Source organism: Caulobacter sp. SLTY, assembly GCF_009905535.1.
GTDB lineage: Bacteria > Pseudomonadota > Alphaproteobacteria > Caulobacterales > Caulobacteraceae > Caulobacter.
This window is the reverse complement of record NZ_JAAALA010000004.1, coordinates 64,408-85,253: the sequence shown is the minus strand read 5'-3', so window position 1 is coordinate 85,253 and position 20,846 is coordinate 64,408. Positions and strand designations below refer to the sequence as shown.

General features: G+C 68.8%; 21 protein-coding genes. 12 read left to right on the top strand and 9 right to left on the bottom strand.

Annotation, left to right across the window (positions count from 1 at the left end):
* Position 1: 1 nt before the first annotated feature.
* Together GVN21_RS03420 and GVN21_RS03415 are read right to left on the bottom strand one after the other, a co-directional pair.
* Complete coding sequence (locus tag GVN21_RS03420) at positions 2-373, bottom strand: MerR family transcriptional regulator (protein WP_166573308.1); 372 nt, start codon at positions 371-373, stop codon at positions 2-4.
* A 113-nt stretch (positions 374-486) separates the two neighbouring features.
* Positions 487-1,398 carry a LysR family transcriptional regulator gene (locus GVN21_RS03415; RefSeq protein ID WP_166573307.1) on the bottom strand — a complete coding sequence of 304 codons (912 nt, stop codon included), beginning with the start codon at positions 1,396-1,398 and terminating at the stop codon, positions 487-489.
* Positions 1,399-1,485: 87 nt separating this feature from the next.
* On the opposite strand from GVN21_RS03415, the gene GVN21_RS03410 reads away from it, so the two are divergent.
* The 9 genes from GVN21_RS03410 to GVN21_RS03370 all read left to right on the top strand — a co-directional run bounded on the left by GVN21_RS03410 (position 1,486) and on the right by GVN21_RS03370 (position 12,211).
* On the top strand, positions 1,486-2,643 hold the full coding sequence (locus GVN21_RS03410; RefSeq protein WP_166573306.1) for an acyl-CoA dehydrogenase family protein: 1,158 nt from the start codon (positions 1,486-1,488) through the stop codon (positions 2,641-2,643).
* 28 nt (positions 2,644-2,671) lie between these two features.
* Positions 2,672-4,279 (top strand): GMC family oxidoreductase N-terminal domain-containing protein, encoded by a 1,608-nt coding sequence (locus GVN21_RS03405; protein WP_166573305.1) that lies wholly within the window; start codon positions 2,672-2,674, stop codon positions 4,277-4,279.
* Complete coding sequence (locus GVN21_RS03400; RefSeq protein ID WP_166573304.1) at positions 4,276-4,956, top strand: type I pantothenate kinase; 681 nt, start codon at positions 4,276-4,278, stop codon at positions 4,954-4,956. Before GVN21_RS03405 ends, GVN21_RS03400 begins: the two co-directional genes overlap by 4 nt.
* Before the next feature lie 42 nt (positions 4,957-4,998).
* Positions 4,999-6,240 carry a TetR/AcrR family transcriptional regulator gene (locus GVN21_RS03395; protein ID WP_166573303.1) on the top strand — a complete coding sequence of 414 codons (1,242 nt, stop codon included), beginning with the start codon at positions 4,999-5,001 and terminating at the stop codon, positions 6,238-6,240.
* Positions 6,241-6,357: 117 nt separating this feature from the next.
* On the top strand, positions 6,358-7,227 hold the full coding sequence (locus GVN21_RS03390; protein ID WP_166573302.1) for an SDR family NAD(P)-dependent oxidoreductase: 870 nt from the start codon (positions 6,358-6,360) through the stop codon (positions 7,225-7,227).
* A 54-nt stretch (positions 7,228-7,281) separates the two neighbouring features.
* Complete coding sequence (locus tag GVN21_RS03385; RefSeq protein WP_166573301.1) at positions 7,282-9,105, top strand: NAD(P)/FAD-dependent oxidoreductase; 1,824 nt, start codon at positions 7,282-7,284, stop codon at positions 9,103-9,105.
* A gap of 58 nt (positions 9,106-9,163) precedes the next feature.
* Complete coding sequence (locus GVN21_RS03380; RefSeq protein WP_166573300.1) at positions 9,164-10,519, top strand: lipocalin-like domain-containing protein; 1,356 nt, start codon at positions 9,164-9,166, stop codon at positions 10,517-10,519.
* A 235-nt stretch (positions 10,520-10,754) separates the two neighbouring features.
* Complete coding sequence (locus GVN21_RS03375) at positions 10,755-11,111, top strand: helix-turn-helix transcriptional regulator (protein ID WP_240902733.1); 357 nt, start codon at positions 10,755-10,757, stop codon at positions 11,109-11,111.
* A complete protein-coding gene (locus tag GVN21_RS03370) occupies positions 11,108-12,211 on the top strand; it encodes a hypothetical protein (protein WP_166573299.1) in 1,104 nt (367 codons plus the stop codon). The genes GVN21_RS03375 and GVN21_RS03370 overlap by 4 nt, the downstream gene beginning before the upstream one ends.
* Here the strand turns inward: GVN21_RS03370 and GVN21_RS03365 are convergent.
* The 3 genes from GVN21_RS03365 to GVN21_RS03355 form a co-directional block, all read right to left on the bottom strand.
* Entirely contained in the window at positions 12,208-12,978 is a 771-nt protein-coding gene (locus tag GVN21_RS03365; protein ID WP_166573298.1) for an alpha/beta fold hydrolase, read from the bottom strand. The two genes, GVN21_RS03370 and GVN21_RS03365, sit on opposite strands and share 4 nt — an antisense overlap.
* 150 nt (positions 12,979-13,128) lie before the next feature.
* Entirely contained in the window at positions 13,129-13,950 is an 822-nt protein-coding gene (locus tag GVN21_RS03360; protein WP_166573297.1) for an alpha/beta hydrolase, read from the bottom strand.
* A gap of 162 nt (positions 13,951-14,112) precedes the next feature.
* On the bottom strand, positions 14,113-14,922 hold the full coding sequence (locus GVN21_RS03355; RefSeq protein WP_166573296.1) for an alpha/beta hydrolase: 810 nt from the start codon (positions 14,920-14,922) through the stop codon (positions 14,113-14,115).
* A gap of 170 nt (positions 14,923-15,092) precedes the next feature.
* Between GVN21_RS03355 and GVN21_RS03350 the strand changes: the two genes are divergently transcribed.
* Positions 15,093-15,260 (top strand): hypothetical protein, encoded by a 168-nt coding sequence (locus tag GVN21_RS03350; RefSeq protein WP_166573295.1) that lies wholly within the window; start codon positions 15,093-15,095, stop codon positions 15,258-15,260.
* 1 nt (position 15,261) lies between these two features.
* Here the strand turns inward: GVN21_RS03350 and GVN21_RS03345 are convergent, their stop codons facing one another.
* The 3 genes from GVN21_RS03345 to GVN21_RS03335 form a co-directional block, all read right to left on the bottom strand.
* The gene (locus GVN21_RS03345; protein WP_166573294.1) at positions 15,262-16,479 is read right to left on the bottom strand and encodes an ATP-binding protein; all 1,218 of its coding nucleotides are present in this window, start codon (positions 16,477-16,479) and stop codon (positions 15,262-15,264) included.
* 12 nt (positions 16,480-16,491) lie between these two features.
* Entirely contained in the window at positions 16,492-16,860 is a 369-nt protein-coding gene (locus GVN21_RS03340; protein ID WP_166573293.1) for a response regulator, read from the bottom strand.
* A 97-nt stretch (positions 16,861-16,957) separates the two neighbouring features.
* On the bottom strand, positions 16,958-17,575 hold the full coding sequence (locus GVN21_RS03335; RefSeq protein ID WP_166573292.1) for a response regulator transcription factor: 618 nt from the start codon (positions 17,573-17,575) through the stop codon (positions 16,958-16,960).
* 155 nt (positions 17,576-17,730) lie between these two features.
* On the opposite strand from GVN21_RS03335, the gene GVN21_RS03330 reads away from it, so the two are divergent.
* Both GVN21_RS03330 and GVN21_RS03325 read left to right on the top strand, forming a co-directional pair.
* Positions 17,731-18,525 (top strand): SDR family oxidoreductase, encoded by a 795-nt coding sequence (locus tag GVN21_RS03330; protein WP_166573291.1) that lies wholly within the window; start codon positions 17,731-17,733, stop codon positions 18,523-18,525.
* 9 nt (positions 18,526-18,534) lie between these two features.
* Positions 18,535-19,695, top strand: a complete 1,161-nt coding sequence (locus GVN21_RS03325; RefSeq protein ID WP_166573290.1) for a thiolase family protein — start codon at positions 18,535-18,537, stop codon at positions 19,693-19,695.
* Here the strand turns inward: GVN21_RS03325 and GVN21_RS03320 are convergent.
* A complete protein-coding gene (locus GVN21_RS03320) occupies positions 19,692-20,813 on the bottom strand; it encodes a hypothetical protein (RefSeq protein ID WP_166573289.1) in 1,122 nt (373 codons plus the stop codon). The two genes, GVN21_RS03325 and GVN21_RS03320, sit on opposite strands and share 4 nt — an antisense overlap.
* Positions 20,814-20,846: the final 33 nt, after the last annotated feature.

The following is a 20,846-nucleotide window of genomic DNA, read 5'->3' as shown; positions in this document are numbered from 1 at the left end:
GTCAGGCCGCGATGCTTGGCCGGCTAAGCCCGCCGACGATGCTCAACAGTTCGGCCCGCTCCGCGTCCAGCTCCCGCAGACGATCGGCGCAGAGGTCGGCCATCAGGGCGTCGCGGGCGGCGGCCCCGTCTCGGTCGCCGGCGGCCAGGATGGCGCCGATGTTGTCCAGCGACAGGCCGGCGCGGCGGGCCCGGGCGATGATCTCGAGCCGGGCCATGGCGTCCGGGCCATAGCGGCGACGGCCCTGGGCGTCCCGCTCGGGGCAGAGCAGGCCGCGCTGTTCATAGAAGCGCACGGCGCGGGGGGTCAGCGCGAGCGCCAGGCAAACCTGGATCATGCTCTTATCGATCCGCCAGGATGTGGTGCGGCTCATGGCGGGATCCTCCCAAGATGGCTGTCAGGTTTACGGGAACGGAAGGCTACGTCCGCGTCAATCACACGTCCAAGACATAGATGGCCCTGCCTTCATGCCGAAAAGATATGGCGTCAGACCGGCGACAGCGGCGTCCAGCGCAGGCGCGGCGCCAGCTCGGCGACCACCGCCCGCACCTCCTGCTCCACCGCCCCGACCGCGGCGGTGACCTGCCGGCCGAGCGGGCGGCCAAGCAACAGGGTGCGGCGCGCCTTGGCGGCCTTCAGGTCCCACGCCTGGACCATCCCGCGCTCCACCTCGTCCGCCACCGCCGAGTAGGGCAGCACGGTGAAGCGACGGTCGCGGGCGACGATGCCTAGGATGGCCGGTACTGAATCCACCTCCAGGATGACCGCCGATTCGGCAGCAAGTGGCGGCAGGATGGCGTCAACAATCAGTCGTAGTCGGTTCGGCCTCGCCGGCAGGACCAGCGGATGCTCGGCCAGCGCCCGGGCCGGATCGACCTCCACCCCCACCGGCCCGATCAGCATAAGGGTCTCGGCGATCAGCGGGGCGACCGCCAGAGGGCCGATGGCGCGGTCCTCGTAGAGGATGGCCAGGTCCAGGTCGCCGGCCAGGGTGCGGGCGTGCAGGGTGGCGGAGAAGCCGTCGACGAAATGCGGCCGCAGGCGCGGGTAGCGCCGGCTGAGCCGCTCGGCCAGGGGTGGCAGCAGCTGGGGGGCGATGGAGCTGGGCACGCCCAGCGCGATGCGACCGGTCGGCTCGGCGGCCAGTGCCTCGACCGCATCGCGGATGCCGTCGGCGTCGGCCAGCAGCCGCCGGGCGCGGGTGAGCAGGAGTTCGCCGGCGGGGGTCAGGGCCACGCCCCAGGCGTGGCGGATCAGCAGCGGCGTCCCCAGCTCCTGCTCCAGGTTGCGCACCTGCCGCGAAAGGGCCGGCTGGGCCACTCGCACCACGGCGGCCGCCTTCGACAGGCTCTGCAGCTCGGCAATGCGTACGAAATAGGCGAGCTGGGCGAGGGTCATCAGTTTTTGGGATAGGTGAAGGCCGCAATCTATTTTGGACGGCATGAGCCCGGCGGTCTAGGTCGGGCGGACAACAGGATGACCGCCATGAACGCCGAAGCCTCCCACCCCGAGATCCGCGAGGCGGTCCGCAAGCTGTGCGCCGGCTTTCCGGGCGAGTACTGGCGGGCCCTGGACCGGGACAGGATCTATCCGACCGAATTCGTGCGCACCCTGACCGAGGCCGGCTTTCTGTCGGTGCTGATCCCCGAGGAATACGGCGGCTCGGGCCTGGGCCTGTCGGCCGCCACGGCGGTGCTGGAGGAGGTCCACCGATCGGGATGCAACGGCGGCGCGGCCCACGCGCAGATGTACACCATGGGGACGATCCTGCGGCACGGCACGCCCGAGCAGAAGGCCAAGTACCTGCCCGCCGTCGCCAGCGGGGCGCTGCGCCTGCAGGCGTTCGGGGTGACCGAGCCGACCAGCGGGACCGACACCACCCGCCTGCGCACTTTTGCCCGGCGCGAGGGCGACAAGTACATCGTCAACGGCCAGAAGATCTGGATCTCCCGCGCCGAGCACAGCGACCTGATGGTCCTCCTGGTTCGCACCACGGCGCGCGAAGACGTCGCCAAGCCGTCGGACGGAATGAGCGTGCTGCTGGTCGATATGCGCGAGGCGGTGGGCAAGGGCCTGACCATCCGGCCGATCCGCACCATGCTGAACCACGCCACCACCGAGCTGTTCTTCGACAACCTGGAGGTCCCGGCCGAGAATCTGGTCGGCGCCGAGGGCAAGGGGTTCAGGTACATCCTCGACGGGATGAATGCCGAGCGCATCCTGATCGCCAGCGAGTGCATCGGCGACGGCCGCTTCTTCATCGACCGCGCGTCTGCCTATGCCAAGGAGCGGGAGGTGTTCGGCCGCCCGATCGGCCAGAACCAGGGCATCCAGTTCCCCATCGCCCGCGCCTATGTCCAGCTGAGCGCCGCCTCGCTGATGGTCGACAAGGCCGCTGCCATGTTCGACGCCGGCATCCCCTGCGGGACCGAGGCCAACATGTCGAAGATGCTGGCCAGCGAGGCCAGCTGGTACGCCGCCGACATGTGCGTCCAGACCCACGGCGGCTTCGGCTTCGCCGAGGAATACGACATCGAGCGCAAGTTCCGCGAGACGCGGCTCTACCAGGTGGCCCCGATCAGCACGAACCTGATCCTCAGCCATGTCGGCACGCACGTGCTGGGCATGCCGAAGAGTTTCTGAGCTATACCCACCGCCAAGGGAGCGGCGGATGGACCTCGGGGTCTTCGACGACATCATCGTGGGGGCGGGGTCGGCGGGGTGCCTGCTGGCCAACCGGCTGTCGGCCGATCCGTCGCGCCGGGTGCTGATCCTCGAGGCCGGCGGCAAGGACGACTGGATCTGGCTGCACATACCGGCCGGCTATCTGTTCGCCATCGGCAATCCGCGGTCGGACTGGATGTTCGAGACCGACGAGGAGCCGGGCCTGGGCAATCGCCGGCTGGCCTATGCGCGTGGCAAGGTGCTGGGCGGCTCCTCGGCGATCAACGCCATGATCTACATGCGCGGCCAGGCGGCCGACTATGACGGCTGGCGCCAGCTGGGCCTGCCCGGCTGGGGCTGGGACGAGGTCCTGCCAGCCTTCCTAAAGCACGAGGACCACGTCGCCCCGCCGAGCGCCCTGCACCGCTCCGGCGGCGAGTGGCGGGTCGAATACCCGCGCATCCGCTGGGACATCCTCGACGCCCTGCGCGACGCGGCCGAGCAGGCGGGCTTTCCCAAGGTCGACGACTTCAACACCGGCGACAATTCCGGCTCCTCCTACTTCCAGGTCAACCAGCGCCGGGGCCTGCGGGTCAGCGCCGCCACCGCCTTCCTGAAGCCCGCGCGGAAACGGCCGAACCTGCGGCTGGAAACGGGGGTCACCGTCGACCGCGTCTTGTTTGACGGTCGCCGGGCCACGGGCGTCCGCTTCCGGCGAGGCGGCGAGACTTTCACCGCCACCGCCCGGGGCGAGGTGGTGCTGGCCGCCGGGGCCATCGGATCGCCGGCCATCCTCCAACGCTCCGGTGTCGGCGACGCGGCCCGCCTCCGGGCCCTCGGCGTCGAGCCGGTGCATGACGCCCCCGGCGTCGGCGCCAACCTGCAGGACCACCTGCAGATCCGCCCCGTTTTCAAGGTCAGCGGCGTGCGCACCCTCAACACCGACTACGCGAACCTGATCCGGCGGGGGCTGATGGGCCTGGACTACGTCCTGCGCCGACGGGGCCCCCTGACCATGGCGCCCTCCCAGGTCGGTCTATTCGCCCGGTCCGACGCCCGCTACGCCACCCCCAACCTGCAGTTCCACTTCCAGCCCTTGTCGCTGGACCGCTGGGGCGATGGTCTGCACCCGTTCGGCGCCTTCACCGCCAGCGTCTGCAACCTGCGTCCCGCCAGCCGGGGCTCGGTAACCATCGCCTCCCCCGATCCGGAGGCGGCGCCCCGTATCGCGCCCAACTACTTGGCCGAGCTCGAGGACCGACAGGTCGCCATCGAGGCCCTGCGCCTGGTCAGGCACATCGTCGGCCAGCCGGCCCTGGCCCGCTATCGCCCGGTCGAGCACCGACCCGGCGCGGACCTGAGCAGCGACGAGGAGCTGCTGGCCGGCGCCGGCGCCGTGGCCAGCACCATCTTCCACCCGGTCGGCACCGCCGCCATGGGCCCCGCCGACAATCCGATGGCCGTGCTCGACGAGCGAATGAAGGTCCGTGGCCTTGCAGGCCTGAGGGTCATTGACGCCTCGGCCATGCCGCGCATCGTGTCGGGCAACACCAATTCCCCCACCCTGATGATGGCCGAGAAGGGCGCGGCCATGATGATCGAGGACCGCGCATGAGCCTGACCGACCTCGCCGCCCGCCTGAACGCCGCCGCTTGGCCCGGCGCGGTGCTGGTCGTGGGGCTGACCGGCTCCGTCGCTTCAGGGAAGACCACCCTGGCGCGGGCCCTGGTCGAGGTGCTGGCGCCCCTGCGCGTCGAGACCGTCTCCACCGACGGCTTTCTGCTGCCCAACGCGGTGCTGGCCGAACGGGGGCTGAGCCTGCGCAAGGGCTTCCCGGAAAGCTACGATGTCGAGGGGCTGTCGGCCGCCCTGAGCGCCGTGCGATCCGGCCCCGCTGTCTTCCCCGGCTACAGCCACGTCACCTACGACATCGACTTAAGCCTGGCCCGCACCTTGGAGACGCCCGACATCCTGCTGCTTGAGGGCCTCGGCCTCGGCGGCGCCGAACTCGATCTGCTGATCTATCTGGACGCCGAGGAAGCCGACCTCGAAGCCTGGTTCCTGGAGCGCTTCATGGTCTTCTGGCGCGCCGCCGAACACGACCCGGCCAGCTTCTACGCCCAATTCCGGACCATGGACGAGCCCCAAGCCATCCAGTTCGCCAAGGGCGTCTGGGCCGGCATCAACCTGCCCAACCTGCGCGACCATATCGCTCCACTTCGCGAGAGGGCGGATGTGGTGGTGGTCAAGGATGCCGGGCATGGGCTCAGGATCGTGCGGGATCCGCGATAGGCCGGCGTTGGCCCAAGCCCTCGCCTCGTCTAGGGTCCGCCCATGGCTGAGACTGCCGCCATCGCCGAAGCCCCGCCCAAGGGGGGCAAGCCCGCCACCGCCCGTTTCGCGCGGCGCAAGGAGGCTGTGCTGGCGGCCGCCATCGAGGTGCTCAACAAGGAGGGCCTCAAGGGCATGACCCTGGCGGGGGTCGCGGCCAGGGTCGACCTGACCACCACCAGCATCACCTACTATTACCGCCGCAAGGAACTGCTGGCGGTCGACTGCTTCCTGCATGGCCTCGGCCGGCTGGAAGCCATGGTCGAGGCGGCCGCCGCGCGACCCGATCTGCCCGGCCGCATAGGCGGCCTGCTGGACGAGCACCTGGCGCTGCAGACCCGCGTGCGTCAGGGCGCAGAGCCGCCGATGACCATCTTCAGCGACGTGCGCGCGCTCAGCGACGAGCACCGCGCCCCCATCGCAGAGGCCTATCGCGCCCTGTTCAACAAGGTGCAGGCGATGTTCGCCGCGCCGGGATACGAGCACCTGGACCTGCTGGCCCGCGCCGCCCGCGCCCACATGCTGCTGGAGCAGCTCTACTGGTCCTCGGCCTGGCTCTCCCGCTACGACGTCGAGGACTTCCCCCGCCTGCGGGCCCGGATGTTCGACCTGCTGGCCCACGGCCTGGCGGGCGGGCGGCCGTTCGCCCCCCTGCCCCTGTCGATCACCCCTCGCCTGGCAGAGCCGGCGCGGGAGACCTTTCTCCGCGCGGCCACCCCGCTGATCAACGAGCGCAGCTACCGCGGCGCCTCGGTCAGCGATATCGCCGCCAGCCTGAACGTTACCAAGGGCAGCTTTTATCACCACATGGAAGCCAAGGATGACGTGGTGGTCGCCTGTTTCGACCGCACCTTCGAGGTGATCCGCGCCACCCAGGAGGCCGCCCTGGCCGCCGCCCCGGACCAATGGACCGCTCTCAGCAGCGCCGTCGCGGCTCTGGTCGCCCGGCAAGTGACGCCCGAGGGCCTGCTGCTACGCTTCTCCGCGCTACAGGCCCTGCCCGAAGCGGTGCGGGCCAGCGCGGTGTGGCGGGCCGACCGGGTCAGCCAGCGATTCGCCTCGATGATCGCCGACGGAGCCGCCGATGGCTCGGTCCGGCCGGTCGACCCCTTCCTGGCCGCCCAGATGGTCAGCGCCGCGGTCAACGCCGCCGCCGACCTGATCGCCTGGACCGATGGCCTGACCCCCGAACGGATCACCGACATCTACGCCCGGCCGGCGTTGACGGGGCTGCTGGCGACCTAATTCCTACAGCGGGAACGGGCTTACGCTCCGCTGAATAGCGACATTGGCGCATTTTCGAATTTCGGGTTTGTCGCCTTGGCGGGCGGATGTATTGTCCGGTCAAGGGAGCGAACAAAGATGACCATCAGTCTGGACGGCAAGGTCGCGGTGATCACCGGGGCCGCCTCGGGGATCGGCCGGGCCAGCGTGGAGCGGTTCGTCGAGGCCGGCGCCAAGGTGCTGGCCGCCGACATCGACGCCGAGGGCGGCCGGCTCCTGGAAGATGCCTTCCCCGGCCAGGTCGCCTTCCACCGCTGCGACGTGATGAGCGAGGACGACATCGCGGTCACCATGGAGATCGCCAGCCAGCGGTTCGGCGGCCTCGACATCCTGTTCAACAACGCCGGCGCCGGCGGCTCGCCCACCCCCATCGAGGAGATGACCGGCGCCCTTTGGGATCACAGCCAGGACCTGCTGCTGCGCTCGGTGGCGCTGGGCATGCGCTACGCCATTCCGTACATGAAGGCGCGGGGCGGCGGGGCGATCGTCAACACCGCCAGCGTCGCGGCCCTGCAGGCCGGGATGGGGCCGATCGCCTATTCGGCCGCCAAGGCCGGGGTGCTGCAGCTGACCAAGTGCGGGGCGGCGGAGCTCAGCAAATACAACATCCGGGTGAACGCCATCTGCCCCGGCTTCATCCTGACCAACATCTTCACCCCCGGCGAGATGCCCACGCAGATCAAGACGGTGGTGAAGACCACCATGCGGGGCGCCGCCCACCTGGCCCAGCCGGTTGCCCGGCCGGGCGAGGCGGACGACATCGCCCAGGCCGCCCTCTACCTCGCCAGCCCGGCCAGCGGCTTCGTCACCGGCACCCACCTGGTGGTCGACGGCGGCATGACCGTCGGCCCGCGCCACAGCTGGGATGTCGAGGAACAGGCCCGCCGCCTCAAGGAGCGCGAGAAGCTCTGGGCCGGCGCCGCGGAGCTCACCAAAACCGACGCTTGACCTGACCCGAGGTCAAACACCGACACTCATCAAAATCTTCAAGGATCCTGACCGATGGCCGACACCGCCGAACCCATCGCCCCGACCTCGCCCTTCGGCGACATCGATGCGGCCGCCCTGCGCGCCAAGTACCGGGCCGAGCGCGACAAGCGCCTGCGCAAGGACGGCAACGAGCAGTACGTCGAGATCGCCGGCGACTACGCCCGCTATCTGGAAGACCCCTATGTGAAGCCCGGCTTCACCCGCGAGCCGCTGACCGATGAGGTCGAGGTGGTGGTGATCGGCGGCGGCTTCGGCGGTCTGCTGGCCGGGGCGCGCCTGCGCGAGGCCGGGATCGACAGCGTGCGGATGATCGAGAAGGGCGGCGACTTCGGCGGCACCTGGTATTGGAACCGTTATCCCGGCGCGGCCTGCGATATCGAGAGCTACGTCTATCTGCCGCTGCTGGAAGAGGTCGGCTACATGCCGGTCGAGAAGTACACCCGCGCGCCGGAAATTCTCGACTACTGCCAGCGGATCGGGCGCCACTTCGACCTCTACCGCGACGTCTGTTTCCAGACCGAAGTCACCGGCATGGAGTGGGACGAGGAGGCCAAGCGCTGGACCATCCGCACCAACCGCGGCGATGCGATGAAGGCCCGCTATGTGGTGATGGCCAACGGCCCGCTGCATCGGCCCAAACTGCCCGGCATTCCAGGCGTCGACAGCTTCAAGGGCCACACCTTCCACACCAGCCGCTGGGACTATGACTACACCGGCGGCAGCCCGATGGGCGGGCTGGACAAGCTGGCCGACAAGCGGGTCGGGATCATCGGCACCGGCGCCACCGCCGTGCAGTGCGTGCCGCACCTGGCCGAGGGCGCCAAGGAACTGTTCGTGTTCCAGCGCACCCCCTCCTCCATCGACGTGCGCAACAACCGGCCGACCGATCCGGAGTGGGCCAAGAGCCTGGAGCCGGGCTGGCAGCAGTACCGGATGGACAATTTCAACGTCCTGGTCAGCGGCGGCTGGACCAAGGAGGACCTGGTCTCCGACGGCTGGACCGACATCATCCGCAACCTCGGCCTCGCCGCCGCCCGCCGCGCCGCCAAGGGCGAGCTGGGCCCGGGCGATCCGGCCGAGCTGCTGCAACTGGCCGACTTCCAGAAGATGGAATCGATCCGAGCGCGGGTGGACAGTGTGGTGGCCGATCCCAAGACCGCCGAGGCTCTGAAGCCCTGGTACAACCAGTTCTGCAAGCGCCCCTGCTTCCACGATGAGTACCTGGCCGCCTTCAACAAGCCGGGCGTCACCCTGGTCGACACCGACGGCAAGGGCGTGGACCGGATCACCGAAAAGGGTGTGGTGGTGAACGGGGTCGAGTACGAGCTCGACTGCCTGATCTTCGGCACCGGGTTCGAGGTCGGCACCTCTTACGCCCGCCGCGCCGGCTATGACGTCACAGGCCGTGACGGCCTGACCCTGACCCAGAAGTGGGCCGAGGGGGTGACCACCCTGCACGGCATGCATGTCAACGGCTTCCCCAACTGCTTCATCTTCGCCAACAGCCAGTCGGGGTTCACCGCCAACTACCCCCACATGCTGAACGAGCAGTCCAAGCACGCCGCCTACATCATCAGCGAAGCCGGTTCGCGCCAGGCCACCGTCGTCGAGGCCACGGTCGAGGCCGAGAACGCCTGGGTCGAGGAGGTGATGGCCTGCGCCATCCAGCGCCAGAAGTTCGCCGAGGAATGTACCCCCGGCTACTACAACAACGAGGGCCAGCCCTCGGCCCTGGCGGCCCGCAACGGCCCCTACGGCAAGGGCTCGATCGCCTTCATCGAGCTGATCACCAACTGGCGCAACGAGGGCCGGCTGGAAGGGCTGACCCTCACCTGATGATGGTTGTGGGGCCTCTCGATTCGTCGTCTGATCGACGGATCGAGGGGAGCCCGCCATGACCGCCATTGATCAGACATCCGTCGCCGAGGCGGTCGTCGCCTCCATGCAATCCATCCCGGAGGACTGGCGGCCGGACTGCTTCCCAGCCCTGTTGACGGCCGCCGGACAGGTCAGCACCGCCCAGCAGATGGCAGTGATCATCGGCATGCTGGGCAACGGCGCCAGCTACGGCGCCGACGCGCCGCCGACCACCCTCGCCTTCCCCGCCGACTATGCCCTGCATCTGGAGAACGGCTCGGAGTGGTACTGGTTCAGCGCGAACCTGACCGTCGACAACGACCCTAAAGAGGGCCAGGTGCATGTGCTGGGGGTGATGGCCCGCAACCGGGCGGTGACGGTCGCCGTGGAGCAGGCCAACGGCTGGACCCCGGCCCAGTCGCAGGTGGTCGATTCCGCCGCGACCGTGACGATCTCGGCCGGCGGCGTCTCCAGGATCGTCCGCCGCTCGCCCAACGTCCAGTGGTCGGCCCTGGGCGGCCAGACCGCCTTCGAGACCCAACCGTTCCTCTATCAGTGCGGCCCCGACTCCTACGCCGGTCCGAACGACGTCAGCGGCAATGTCGTGCCGTTCACCGTGGTGATCGACGACGGGGACAACATGAACGTCCAGCTGACCCTGACCTCGGACTTCGAGGGCGAGAACGGCCTGTTCCTTCAGGGCATCAACGGGACGACCCCGGCCCCCAAGCTCGGCATCTACTACAGCTGGCCGCAGCTCAAGGTCACCGGGACGGTGGTGGTCGAAGGCGTGACCTATCCGGTCTCCGGGCTCGGCTGGATCGATCACCAGCTGATCATGTACCGCCCGCCGGAAAAGCCGTTTCCCGCCCCAAGCCCGGCCCCAGGCTGGACGCTGACCCAGGCGCTCGACGGCTGGTCCTGGTGCCAGTTCAACCTGGCCAACGGCGACGCCTTCACCGGCGCTTCCTTCGTCACCGGCACGCTGAACAACAACGCCTTCTTCGAATACGGCCTCTATGTCAGCCGCACGGAGACCGGGTTCACCACCACCGCGCTGATGGGCTCCCAGACCCTCGACCGCTTCGCGCCCTTCCTCGAGAACGTGATGATGCCCACGGTCTGGCGCTACGACGTCACCGACTGGAACGGCGGCTTCCAATTTGACCTCACCGTCGTGCCCGGCCCGGTCTATCCGGACGGCAGCTTCGCCACCGGAAACCTGAAGATCGCCGGAGAGACCCCGGTGACCGTCACCGTCCTCAACCGCGGCCCCAGCAACAACCAGACCGGCCCCTGCACGGTGACCATCGGCCAGGGCTACAGCGAGAGCGTCGGCTACGAGGCGCCGGGGCAGTACCTCCAGCGGGGGCTGGCCTTCCTGGGGGTGTAGGGGACTGCTTCGCCGCTGCGCTGACCTTTGCGCCTAATGCACCGACTGCGCCCGGCGTAGCTGTCCCCGACCTGTCGCGCCAAGTCGGGGACAGGAACTCGGCCCTCACCGCCATATCCAATCACATCCGCTCCTGCGCCGAGATCCAGTCCCCACCACACCCGCTTGACAGCGTCACACAGTATGCGCCATACACTGTGTGTCACACACTATGTGGCGCGAGGGCGGAGCCGTCATGACCGACACCGATCTGTTCGAAAGTTTGAAGCTGGAGCTGCGCCGGGGATCTCTGATCCTCGCCGTCATGGCCCGGCTGACGACCGAGCAATACGGCTATTCCCTGCGCGTCGCCCTGGCCGAGGACGGGCTCGAGATGGAGGAAAGCACCCTTTATCCCCTGCTGCGCCGTCTCGAATCCCAGGGCCTGCTCGACAGTGAATGGCGCGAGGAAGACCGGCGCAAGAAGCGGTTCTACCGCCTCTCCCCCGCCGGCGTGACCATGCTGGAGCGGCTGGCGGCCGAGTGGCGGAGAATCTCCGCCTCGCTGGACCGGATGCTCCCCAACCCCAAAACCGACGGAGAGGGCCAATGACCCTGCTGGATCAATACCTGAGGGCGGTCGCCGCCAACCTGCCCAAGGCCGTTCGCGAGGACATCGTCGCGGAGTTGCGCGACATGATCCTCAGCCGCTTCGAGGCGCGGGAGGAGGAACTGGGACGGCCGCTGACCGAGGCCGAACAGGAGGCCATCCTGCATGAGGTCGGCCACCCCCTGTCCGTCGCCGGCCGCTATCACACCGGCGCCAACCATGTGGTCGGGCCGGAGCTCTATCCCTACTGGCTGTTCGCGGTGAAGATCGGGCTGGCGGCGCTGGTCTGCATCCATCTGCTGGCCAGCCTGGTCCAGGTGCTGGTCGGCGAGGTCCACCTTGGGCAGGCGATCGGCCAGACCTTCGCCAACCTGTTCCAGGGCGGCATTACCCTGATCGGTCTCGCCGCCATCGGCGGCTTCATCATCGAGCGGCTGCCGGAGGCCGACAAGCCGAAGTTCCTGCGCGAATGGCGGGTCAAGGACCTGCATCTGTTCGAACTGGGCGCGCTGGACACCGAGTCGCTCGAGCGCTCCTTCAAGTCCGGGCAGGGCAAAGGCCAGACCCAGAGCAAGGCCATGACCTGGAAATCCAGTTCCCCGACCGCCAACGCGTTGGGCGCGGCGATGGGTTTCACCGTACTGCTGCTCTGGTGGCTAGGCGTGCTGCCCATCGCCGACCTGCGGCCGGGCGCGGGCAGCTGGGTGTTCGGCGGAACGGACTACGGAGCCATCCTGACCGGGATCGTCGAGGCCGGCTTCTGGCCCATCCTGGTCTACCTGGCGGTCCGCATCGGCCTTGAACTGTACCGCGCTTGGCGGCCCGGCGCGCGGCGCGCCTATGCCTTCGGCCAGCTCACCCTGGCCCTGGTCCGGCTGGGCGGCCTGCTCTGGCTGTGGAGCTACTCGGCCCTGTCGCCCGTGATCAAGGTCGACTCGCTGCAGACCCTCATCGACGGCGCCCAGCGGATGGCTGGCGGCCACTTCAGCCTGTCGATCCTTCTCACCATGATCGTCATCTTCATGATGATCGAGACGGTCGGCAACATCCTGGGCTCGGCCTGGCGGCTGGTCACCCCGGCCAGGGTTGCGGCTGCCGCCTAGAGGTCCTGGATCCAGCGGAGCGCGGTGTCGGCCACCCGCTCCCATCCGGGCTCGGCGATCAGGAAATGGCTCTGGCCCGGAAAGGCGGCGTAGTCGGTCCGGGCGGCCGAGCGCCGCTGGATGTTGAAGGCCGAGCGCGACAGGTAGGGGGTGACCAGCCGGTCGGCGTCGCCCTCGGTGATGAGCAGGGGCGCCGTGCGGCGGCGGGGATCGACCAGGGTCCCGATCCAGCTGGCCGCCTGGTAGAAGATGCGGCTGGGCGCGGGGATGACGTAGGTATCGTAGGCCTCGTCCGACAGCGCTCTCGGGGCGCCGTTGGCGAAGCGGCGGAACCAGCGTTCCCGCGTGAAAGCATAGGGCCGGTTCCAGCCATTGGGCCGCAGCAGGATCGGCAGGGCGGCGCCCAGCGTGGTCGGCCCAGGTACGATTCCACCAATCAGCACCGGGTTCAGCGCCACGCCCGCTGCCCCGACGCCGCGGTCGAGCAGCAGCTGGGTGTAAAGGCCGCCAAAGCTATGGCCGATCAGGATCGGCTGTTCGGGCAGGGCCTCGATGAAGCGCTGCAGGTGGTCGACGACCCGTCCGACCGTCAGAGCGCCGAAACCCTCCGGCGGCCGGGCGTTGATCTCGGCGGCCGTGAAGCCATCCAGCAGCGGCCAAGTCGGCGTGTGGACGCTATAGCCGGCCGCCTCGAACGGTTGCCGGAAGGTCGCCCACGACTCCGAAGTCACCCAGGCGCCGTGGATCAGGACGATGGTCTTGGTCATCTCGTTCTCCCCTCCCCGTCATCCCAGCCGGAAGCCCGAAGGGCTGGAGAGCCGGGACCCAGGGGCGCGTGGCAGATAGTCGGCGTCTGGACCGACGACGCTCCGTCACCCCTGGGTCCCGGATCGGCCTGCGGCCGTCCGGGATGACGATCAGGATTTGATGAAGTCCAGGAGGTCCTGGTTGACCTCGTCCTGGTGGGTGGTCGGGAAGCCGTGAGGCGCGCCGGGATAGACCTTCAGCTTGGCGCCCGGCACGATCTTCGAGGACATCAGGGCCGAGGCGCCGATCGGCACGATCTGGTCGTCGTCCCCGTGCAGGATCAGGCACGGCCGGTCTATCTTCTTGAGGTCCTCGGTGTAGTCGACTTCCGAGAACTCGTGGATGCAGTCGAGCTGGCCCTTGATGCCGCCCATCATCCCCTGGAGCCAGAAGCTGTCGCGGACCCCTTCGGACAGCGTCGCCCCTTCGCGGTTGTAGCCGTAGAAGGGGACCGCCAGGTCCTTGAAGAACTGGGTGCGGTTGTCGAACGTGCCCTTGCGGATGCCGTCGAACACCTCGATCGGCAGGCCGCCCGGATTGCCCGGCGTCTTGAGCATCAGGGGCGGGACGGCGCCGATCAGCACCACCTTGGCCACCCGCGCCGTGCCGTGACGGCCGACGTAGTGGGTGATCTCGCCGCCGCCGGTCGAGTGGCCGACCAGGACGATGTCCTTCAGGTCCAGCGTGTCGATCACCGCCGCCAGGTCGTCGGCGTAACCATCCATATGATTCCCGTCCCAGGTCTGGTCCGAGCGGCCGTGGCTGCGACGATCATGGGCGACCACGCGGTAGCCGTTCGAGCCCAGGAACTGCATCTGCCCGTCCCAGGCGTCGGCCGTCAGCGGCCAGCCGTGAGAGAAAAGGACCGGCTGGCCCTTGCCCCAGTCCTTGTAGAAGATCTGCGCGCCATCCTTGGCGGTCACGTACGGCATGGTATTTTTCCTTTCTTCAAATCTCCCGTCATCCCGGCCGCAGCGCGAAGCGCGGAGAGCCGGGACCCAGGAGGGCCATGCGCCGCCGGTCGAAGCGGCGCGGATTGTTCTCTGTCACCCCTGGGTCCCGGATCGGCCTGCGGCCGTCCGGGACGACGGTGATCAGGCAACCGCCGCCAGCTTCGGCTTGGCCTCGGCGGGCAGGTGGGCGACGGCCCAGTCGAGGCAGTAGTCCGCCACCTCTTCCCAGCCGCTTTCGTTGCAGAGGTAGTGGCTGCGTCCGTAGAACAGGTGGAAGTCGGTCGCCGAGGGGGCGCGCTTCTGCTTTGCGTAGTTCTGGCGGACCATGGGGGTGGGCACGGTGCGGTCGTGCTCGGCGGCGACCAGCAGCAGCGGCGCGCGCCTGGGGTTCTTCCAGTTGACCTTGGCGCCCCGGCCCAGCACCACGTCGTAAAAGATGCGGCCTGGCGAGGGGACGATCTGGGCGTCGTACTCGGCCGCCAGCTGGCTTTCCGGCAGGGTGTTGGCGAAGCCGGTGGCGAAGCTCTTGCGCGTGAACGGCAGCGCCTTGTTCCAGGCGTTCCAGGTGGTGAACACCGGCAGGCTGGTGATCACCGCGGTCGGATGCACCAGCACCCCGAACGGCGCGCCCGGATCGATGGCCACGCCCACGGCGCCCAGGCCCCGGTCGAGCAGCAGCTGGACGAACAGGCCGCCGAAGCTGTGGCCCATCAGGATCGGCTGTTCGGGCAGCTTGCGGATCTCGGCCTCATAGTGGTCGACGATCTGCTTGACGCCGAGTTGGCCCATGCCGGCCGGCGGGTTGGCGCGCATCTGGGCGGGGGTTCCCGAATGGGTCGGCCAGGCCGGGGCGACCACGGTGTAGCCCTTGGCCTCGTAGCGGCCCTTGAACCGCTCCCACGAGGCGGGGGTCAGCCAGGCGCCGTGGATCAGCATGATGGTGTTTGTCATCGCGGGTCTCCTGAAGGGCGCCCTCAGCGCCGTGATCTGATGGAGAGACGATGCGCCCGCCCGGCGAGCGACGATATTCTACCTGCGGCTCGGCGCCTCACACCTTGGTATGGCGCCGTTACAACCGGCGCCTTAGACGGCATAAGGGGACATCACCCGGAGCACCGCCCGTGAAGCCGCCCGCAAAGACCCGCCTGTCGGACCTCAAGGGCGGCTCCCCGCCCACGGCCAAGTACGAACCGCCGACCCCGCGCGTCAGCCGCCAGAAGAAGGGCAAGGTCCTGACCCCGGCGGAAAAGGCGGCGTTCCTGGCCTCGCGGCCGGATTTGAAGAGCTGAGCTAGCCCGCCGCCGGCATGGTCACCGTGAACACGGCCCCCGCCTCACCGTTGGCGGCGGTGATCGTCCCGCCGCAGCTTTCCAGGATCGAGCGGCAGATGGGCAGGCCCATGCCCATGCCGCCGGCCTTGGTGGTGTAGAAGCTCTGGAACAGGCGGGGCAGGCTGTCTTCGGGGATGCCGGGGCCGGTGTCGGCGACGGTCAGGCGGACGGCGCCGTCCTGCGGGGCCGTGGAGAGGGTCAGGGTCCCGCCCTCGCCCATCGCCTGGACGGCGTTGACCGCCAGGTTGACCACCACCTGCTGCAGCTGGGTGCGGTCGGCCAGGACCGGCGGCAGGCCTCGCGCCAGATCGACCACCACCCTGGTCCCATGTCCCTGGATCTCGTGGCGGAGGAAGACCATCGCCTCCTCGACTAGCCCGTTGAGCGACAGGGCGGCGGGCTCCGGCGCGCGGCGCATGGCCATGTCGCGGACCCGGCCGATGGTGTCGGCGGCGCGGGCGGCGTCCTTGGCGATGCGGGCGACCAGGGTGCGGACCTCCTCGATGTCCGGCTCGTCGCGGGCCAGCCAGCGTTGCCCGGCCGCGGCGCTGGCGGCGATCGCGGCCAGCGGCTGGTTGACCTCATGGGCGATGGAGGCGGTCAGCTCGCCCAGCATGGAGATGCGGGCGGCATGGGCGAACTCGGCCTGCAGCTGGGCCAGCTGGGCCTGGGCGCGGACCCGCTCGGTGATGTCGATCACCCCGATCAGCAGGGTGCCCTTGTTCATCGTGTCGGGTGGGAAGCTGGCGGTGAACAGGGCGTCGAATTCCCCGCCGTCTAAGGTCCCCAGCCGGGTCTCGGTGGCGTAGGAGGGCTTGCCGGTCACCGCCGCGATCACCGCCGCCGCATAGACGCCCAGACTGGCGTCGGGCCAGAAGGCGTCCAGCCCCGCCGCCATCAGCCGCGCCTTGTCGCCCCCGCCATGCAGGGCGACGGTGCGGTCGTTGACGTCGACGATCCGGGTGGCGCGCATCATCTGGCGCACAAAGTCCGGATTCTTGCGGAAGTAGGGGCCGAAGTCCTCGACGCCTTGCTTTCGCACCCCCCGCAGCAGGTCGCCGACCGGGAAGAAGTCGAGTTCCCAGAAGGCCACGCTCATGGCCTGGAAAATGTTGCGGTAGCGGTGCTCGCTCCGCTTCAGGGCGTCCAGCAGATCGGCGGTGTTGTCCTCAGCCATCCGCCAACCGTCTCATGCCGCCAATGCGGATTCCAGGCATTCGATCAGCGCCTCCGCCGCGAACGGCTTCTTCAGCAGGCAGACCGCCCCGCTGGCCCGGGCTCGCTCGTGCAGCGCCGCCTCGGTGCGGGCGGTGACCATGATCACCGGCACCGCGCAGCCGGCCTCGGTCAGGGCCAGCTTCAGGTCTATGCCGGTGGCGCCGGGCATCTGGATGTCGGTGATGATGCAGTCGCAGGCCGCGGCCTCGCCGGCCGCCAGGAAGGCGTCGGCCGACTCCCAGGCGCTGGCGCGGTAGCCCAGCGAGCGGACCAGCCCGACCACGGACTCGCGCAGGGACTCATCGTCCTCGACGACAGCGATAAGCGGCGATTGAGACACTCACGAACCTTTGGCGGCGGCGCTGGACGCGCCTCTTTATGGACCCCTCGCCGCCTTCATCGCATTCGGGGGTCGGACGCGGAATTATACTTACGTGTCAGGCGCTTTGACGCAGGCCCAGAGTCTCGGCCATGCGCACCAGGTCGGCCAGGGAGCGGGCGGCCATCTTCCGCATGGCCGAGCCACGGTGGATCTTCACGGTGATCTCAGACAGATTCAGGTCCCCGGCCACCTGCTTGTTCAGCTTGCCGGCAGTGACCAGGGCCATCACCTGCTGCTCGCGCGGGGAGAGGGTGGCGAAACGGTCGCGGACACTGTTGATGTCGACTTCGGCGGTACGGCGCACCGCGTCGCGGGCGATGCCGGCGGTCACGGCGTCCAGCATGTCCTGGTCGCGGAAGGGCTTGGGCAGGAAGTCGACGGCGCCGGCCTTCATCCCTCGCACGCTCATCGGGATGTCGCCATGGCCGGTCATCAGCACCACCGGCAGCCGCAGGCCCAGCTCCGCCATCTGGCCCTGGAAGTCGAGGCCGCTGATCCCCGGCAGGCGCACATCCAGCACCAGGCAGCCGGGCGCGTCGGGCAGGTCGGCTTCGAGGAATTCGGCGGTGGAGCCATAGGTTCGGCTGGCCAGGCCGACAGACCGGAACAGGCTGTCGAGCGAGGCCGCCAGGGAGGGGTCGTCATCGATGATGTGAACGATGGCCTGGGTCATGCGGGGCTCGGGGACAACCGGTGATGGCAGAATGCCACACCAAACTGAGCAGGCCCACCATACCAAGATATGAGCGGCAAATCCGCCCGTCTGATCGCCCGCCCCCTTTCGCCCTGCCAAGGTATTCCCATATCAGTTTTCAAAGGAGACTGACTATGACGAAAGCCCTGATCACCGGCGCCTCCAGCGGCATCGGCGCCACTTATGCCGACCGGCTGAGCGCCGCCGGCCATGACCTGATCCTGGTGGCGCGGGACCGGGGGAAGCTGGAAGCCCTGGCCGCCCGGCTATCGGCCCGCGACGGGACGACCGTCCAGATCCTTCCCGCCGACCTGGCCGTCCCGGCCGACCTGCACGATGTCGAGCGCCGCCTGCGCAACGACGAGATCGACACCCTGATCAACAACGCCGGCATCTCGGTCGGCGGCGCGTTCGAAGCGGCCGATCCGGACCGGCTGGAGGGCATGATCGACCTGAACATCACCGCCGTTACCCGGCTGGCCCAGGCGGCCGCGGCGTCGTTCGTGGCTCGGGGCAGGGGAACAATCGTCAATATCGGCTCGGTCACCGCCCTGCTGCCGGAGCGGTTCGACCCAACCTATCTGGCCAGCAAGGCCTATGTCCTGGCCTTCAGCCAGGCGCTGGCGGCGCAGTTCGCCGATCGCGGCCTGCGCGTCCAGGCCGTCCTGCCCGGCGCCACCCGCACCGAAATCTGGGCCAAGAGCGGGGTCGATATCGAGACCCTGCCTGCGGGCATGGTGATGGGGGTCGAGGAGATGGTCGATGCTGCGCTGGCGGGTCTCGCCCAGGGCGAGACCGTGACCATCCCCGCCCTGCCCGACGCCGCCGACTGGCAGGCCTTCGAGGCCGCTCGCCTGAATCTGGCCCCCAACCTGTCTCGCGACCGCGCCGCCGAACGGTTCGGCGTCTCAGCCGCCATCGTTGCCTAAGGAGCCATCATGACCCGCGCTGTTCTCGCAACTTACGCCCGCACACCCTTCACCTTTGCCCGAAAGGGCGCGTTGGCCGGCGTCCGCCCCGACGACCTGGCCGCCGCCGCGCTGAAGGCGGTGGTGACACGCAGCGGCATCGATCCGGCCACGCTCGATGATGTCCTGCTCGGCTGCGCCTATCCGGAGGCAGCGCAGGGCAATAACATCGCTCGGCTGGCCAGCCTGCTAGCCGGTCTGCCCATCGAGGTCCCGGGTATGACGGTCAACCGGTTCTGCGGCTCGTCGATGTCGGCCATCCACATCGCGGCCGGCCAGATCGCCTTGGGCGCCGGCGAGGCCTTCCTGGTCGGCGGGGTGGAATCGATGACCATGGTCCCGCAGGGCGGCTTCAACTTCTCGCCCAATCCGAAGTTCAAGGGCGTCAGCCCGGAGACCGAGGAGATTGGGATCGAGGCCTACATCACCATGGGCGAGACGGCCGAGAACGTCGCCAAGCTCTACAACGTCTCACGCGAGGACCAGGAGAAGCTGGCCTTCGCCTCGCAGCAGAAGGCGTTCGCCGCCCAGTCCGCCGGCCGGCTGAAAGACGAGATCGTCCCCATCGTCCTGGCCGACGGCACGGTGATCGACACCGACGGCTGCCTGCGGCCCCAGACGACGCTTGAAGGCCTGGCCGGCCTCAAGCCCGCCTTCCGGTCGGACGGGTCGGTCACCGCCGGCACCGCCTCGCCGCTGACCGACGGGGCCTCGGCCGTGCTGGTGGTCAGTGAAGAGTACGCCCTGCGCAACGACCTGGAGGTCCTGGCCGCCATCCGTTCGGTCTCGGCCGCCGGCTGTCCGCCCGAACTGATGGGCATCGGCCCCGTCCCGGCGACCCGCAAGGCCCTGGCCCGGGCGGGCCTGACCATCGGCGACATCGGCGTGGTCGAGATCAACGAGGCCTTCGGCAGCCAGGCGGTCGCCTGCATCCGGGAACTCGGCATCGACGAGGCCACGGTGAACATCGACGGCGGCGGCATCGCCATAGGCCACCCGCTGGGCGCCACCGGCGCTCGCATCACCGCCAAGGCGGCGCAGATCATGAAGCGGGAGGGCCGCAAGTACGCCCTGTCCACCCAGTGCATCGGCGGCGGCCAGGGCGTGGCGACGGTGCTGGAAGCGGTCTAGAGGCGGTCTTCCAGGGTGATCACCAACCGCTTGGTGGCCTTGCCCTTCAGCACCTCGATCGGCACCTGGGAGCCCGCCGGCTGGGTGAGGGCATAGGGCAGACCGGCAACCCCGGCCTCGACCTCGGCGGCGACCAGGACGTCGCCGCCCCTCACCCCCGCCTTCCAGGCCGGACCCTTGTCGTCGATCCAGGTGACGGTCAGGGCGCCGTCATAGTCGGAAAAGGCCATTCCCGCCCGATCGTCCGCATAGGGCGCGTAACGATGGCCGCTGTAGGCGACATGATAGATCAGCTGATCCTGCGGCCGGTCGATGTGCATGTTCAGCCGCTTGAGCAGGTCGAAGCCGATGACTCCGTCATTGTCCCCGGTCAGGTGCCGCAGATAGCGATCCTCCCGTGCATTCAGCCGCACGACCGGATTGTCCAGCGTCAGTCCGCCGATGGTGACCCGTTCTGGCGCCACGCTCTGGTGCAGCACCCGGCCATCGCCGTCGAAGTCGTTGCGGCGGCGGGCGAACCGGTCCCACAGCCCCTCCCGCTTCACGAACCCCGTGCTGAGATGCAGCCCCCAGGAGACGAAGGGCGCGACCCAGACGCGGGCGATGTGGCCATCGATATCCAGCTTGATGCAGCCGAAGGTCTTGACCGTGCCATCCATCCACAGCCTGCGATAACCGGCCGGCACGGGCTTGGTGTTGATGGTCAGCACCTGGCGGTCCCAGTCCATCAGCAGGGGCTGATAGCGGATGACCCCGATGATGCCGGCGATCGGCAGGCCCTCGAAATAGCCGGGCACGCTGGCACAGGGGATAGCGCTGTCGGCGATCCTGCCTCCGATCACCGCCCGTTCGATCTGAGATCCGCCGGAGTTCTTGCCGGCCACATAGTTGGGGTTGGTCACCGAGGGATGGGCGCCCCATTTCCTCTGACCGGTGGTCAGGCCGAAGGGAAAGCTGCGCCCGTCCGGCAGTTCCACAGTGGTCCAGGGCAGGCCGCGGCTGATCTTCAGCGGCAACTCCACCGGTGTGCCCGTGGCCTTGCGGCGGACCGGCGCCGCCAGGGACGGCCCCGCGACCGCGCCGGCCATGCCCCCCAGCGCCAAGCGTCGGCTGATCATCGTCCACCCCCAGCAAGCTTACGTGGCCAGCTT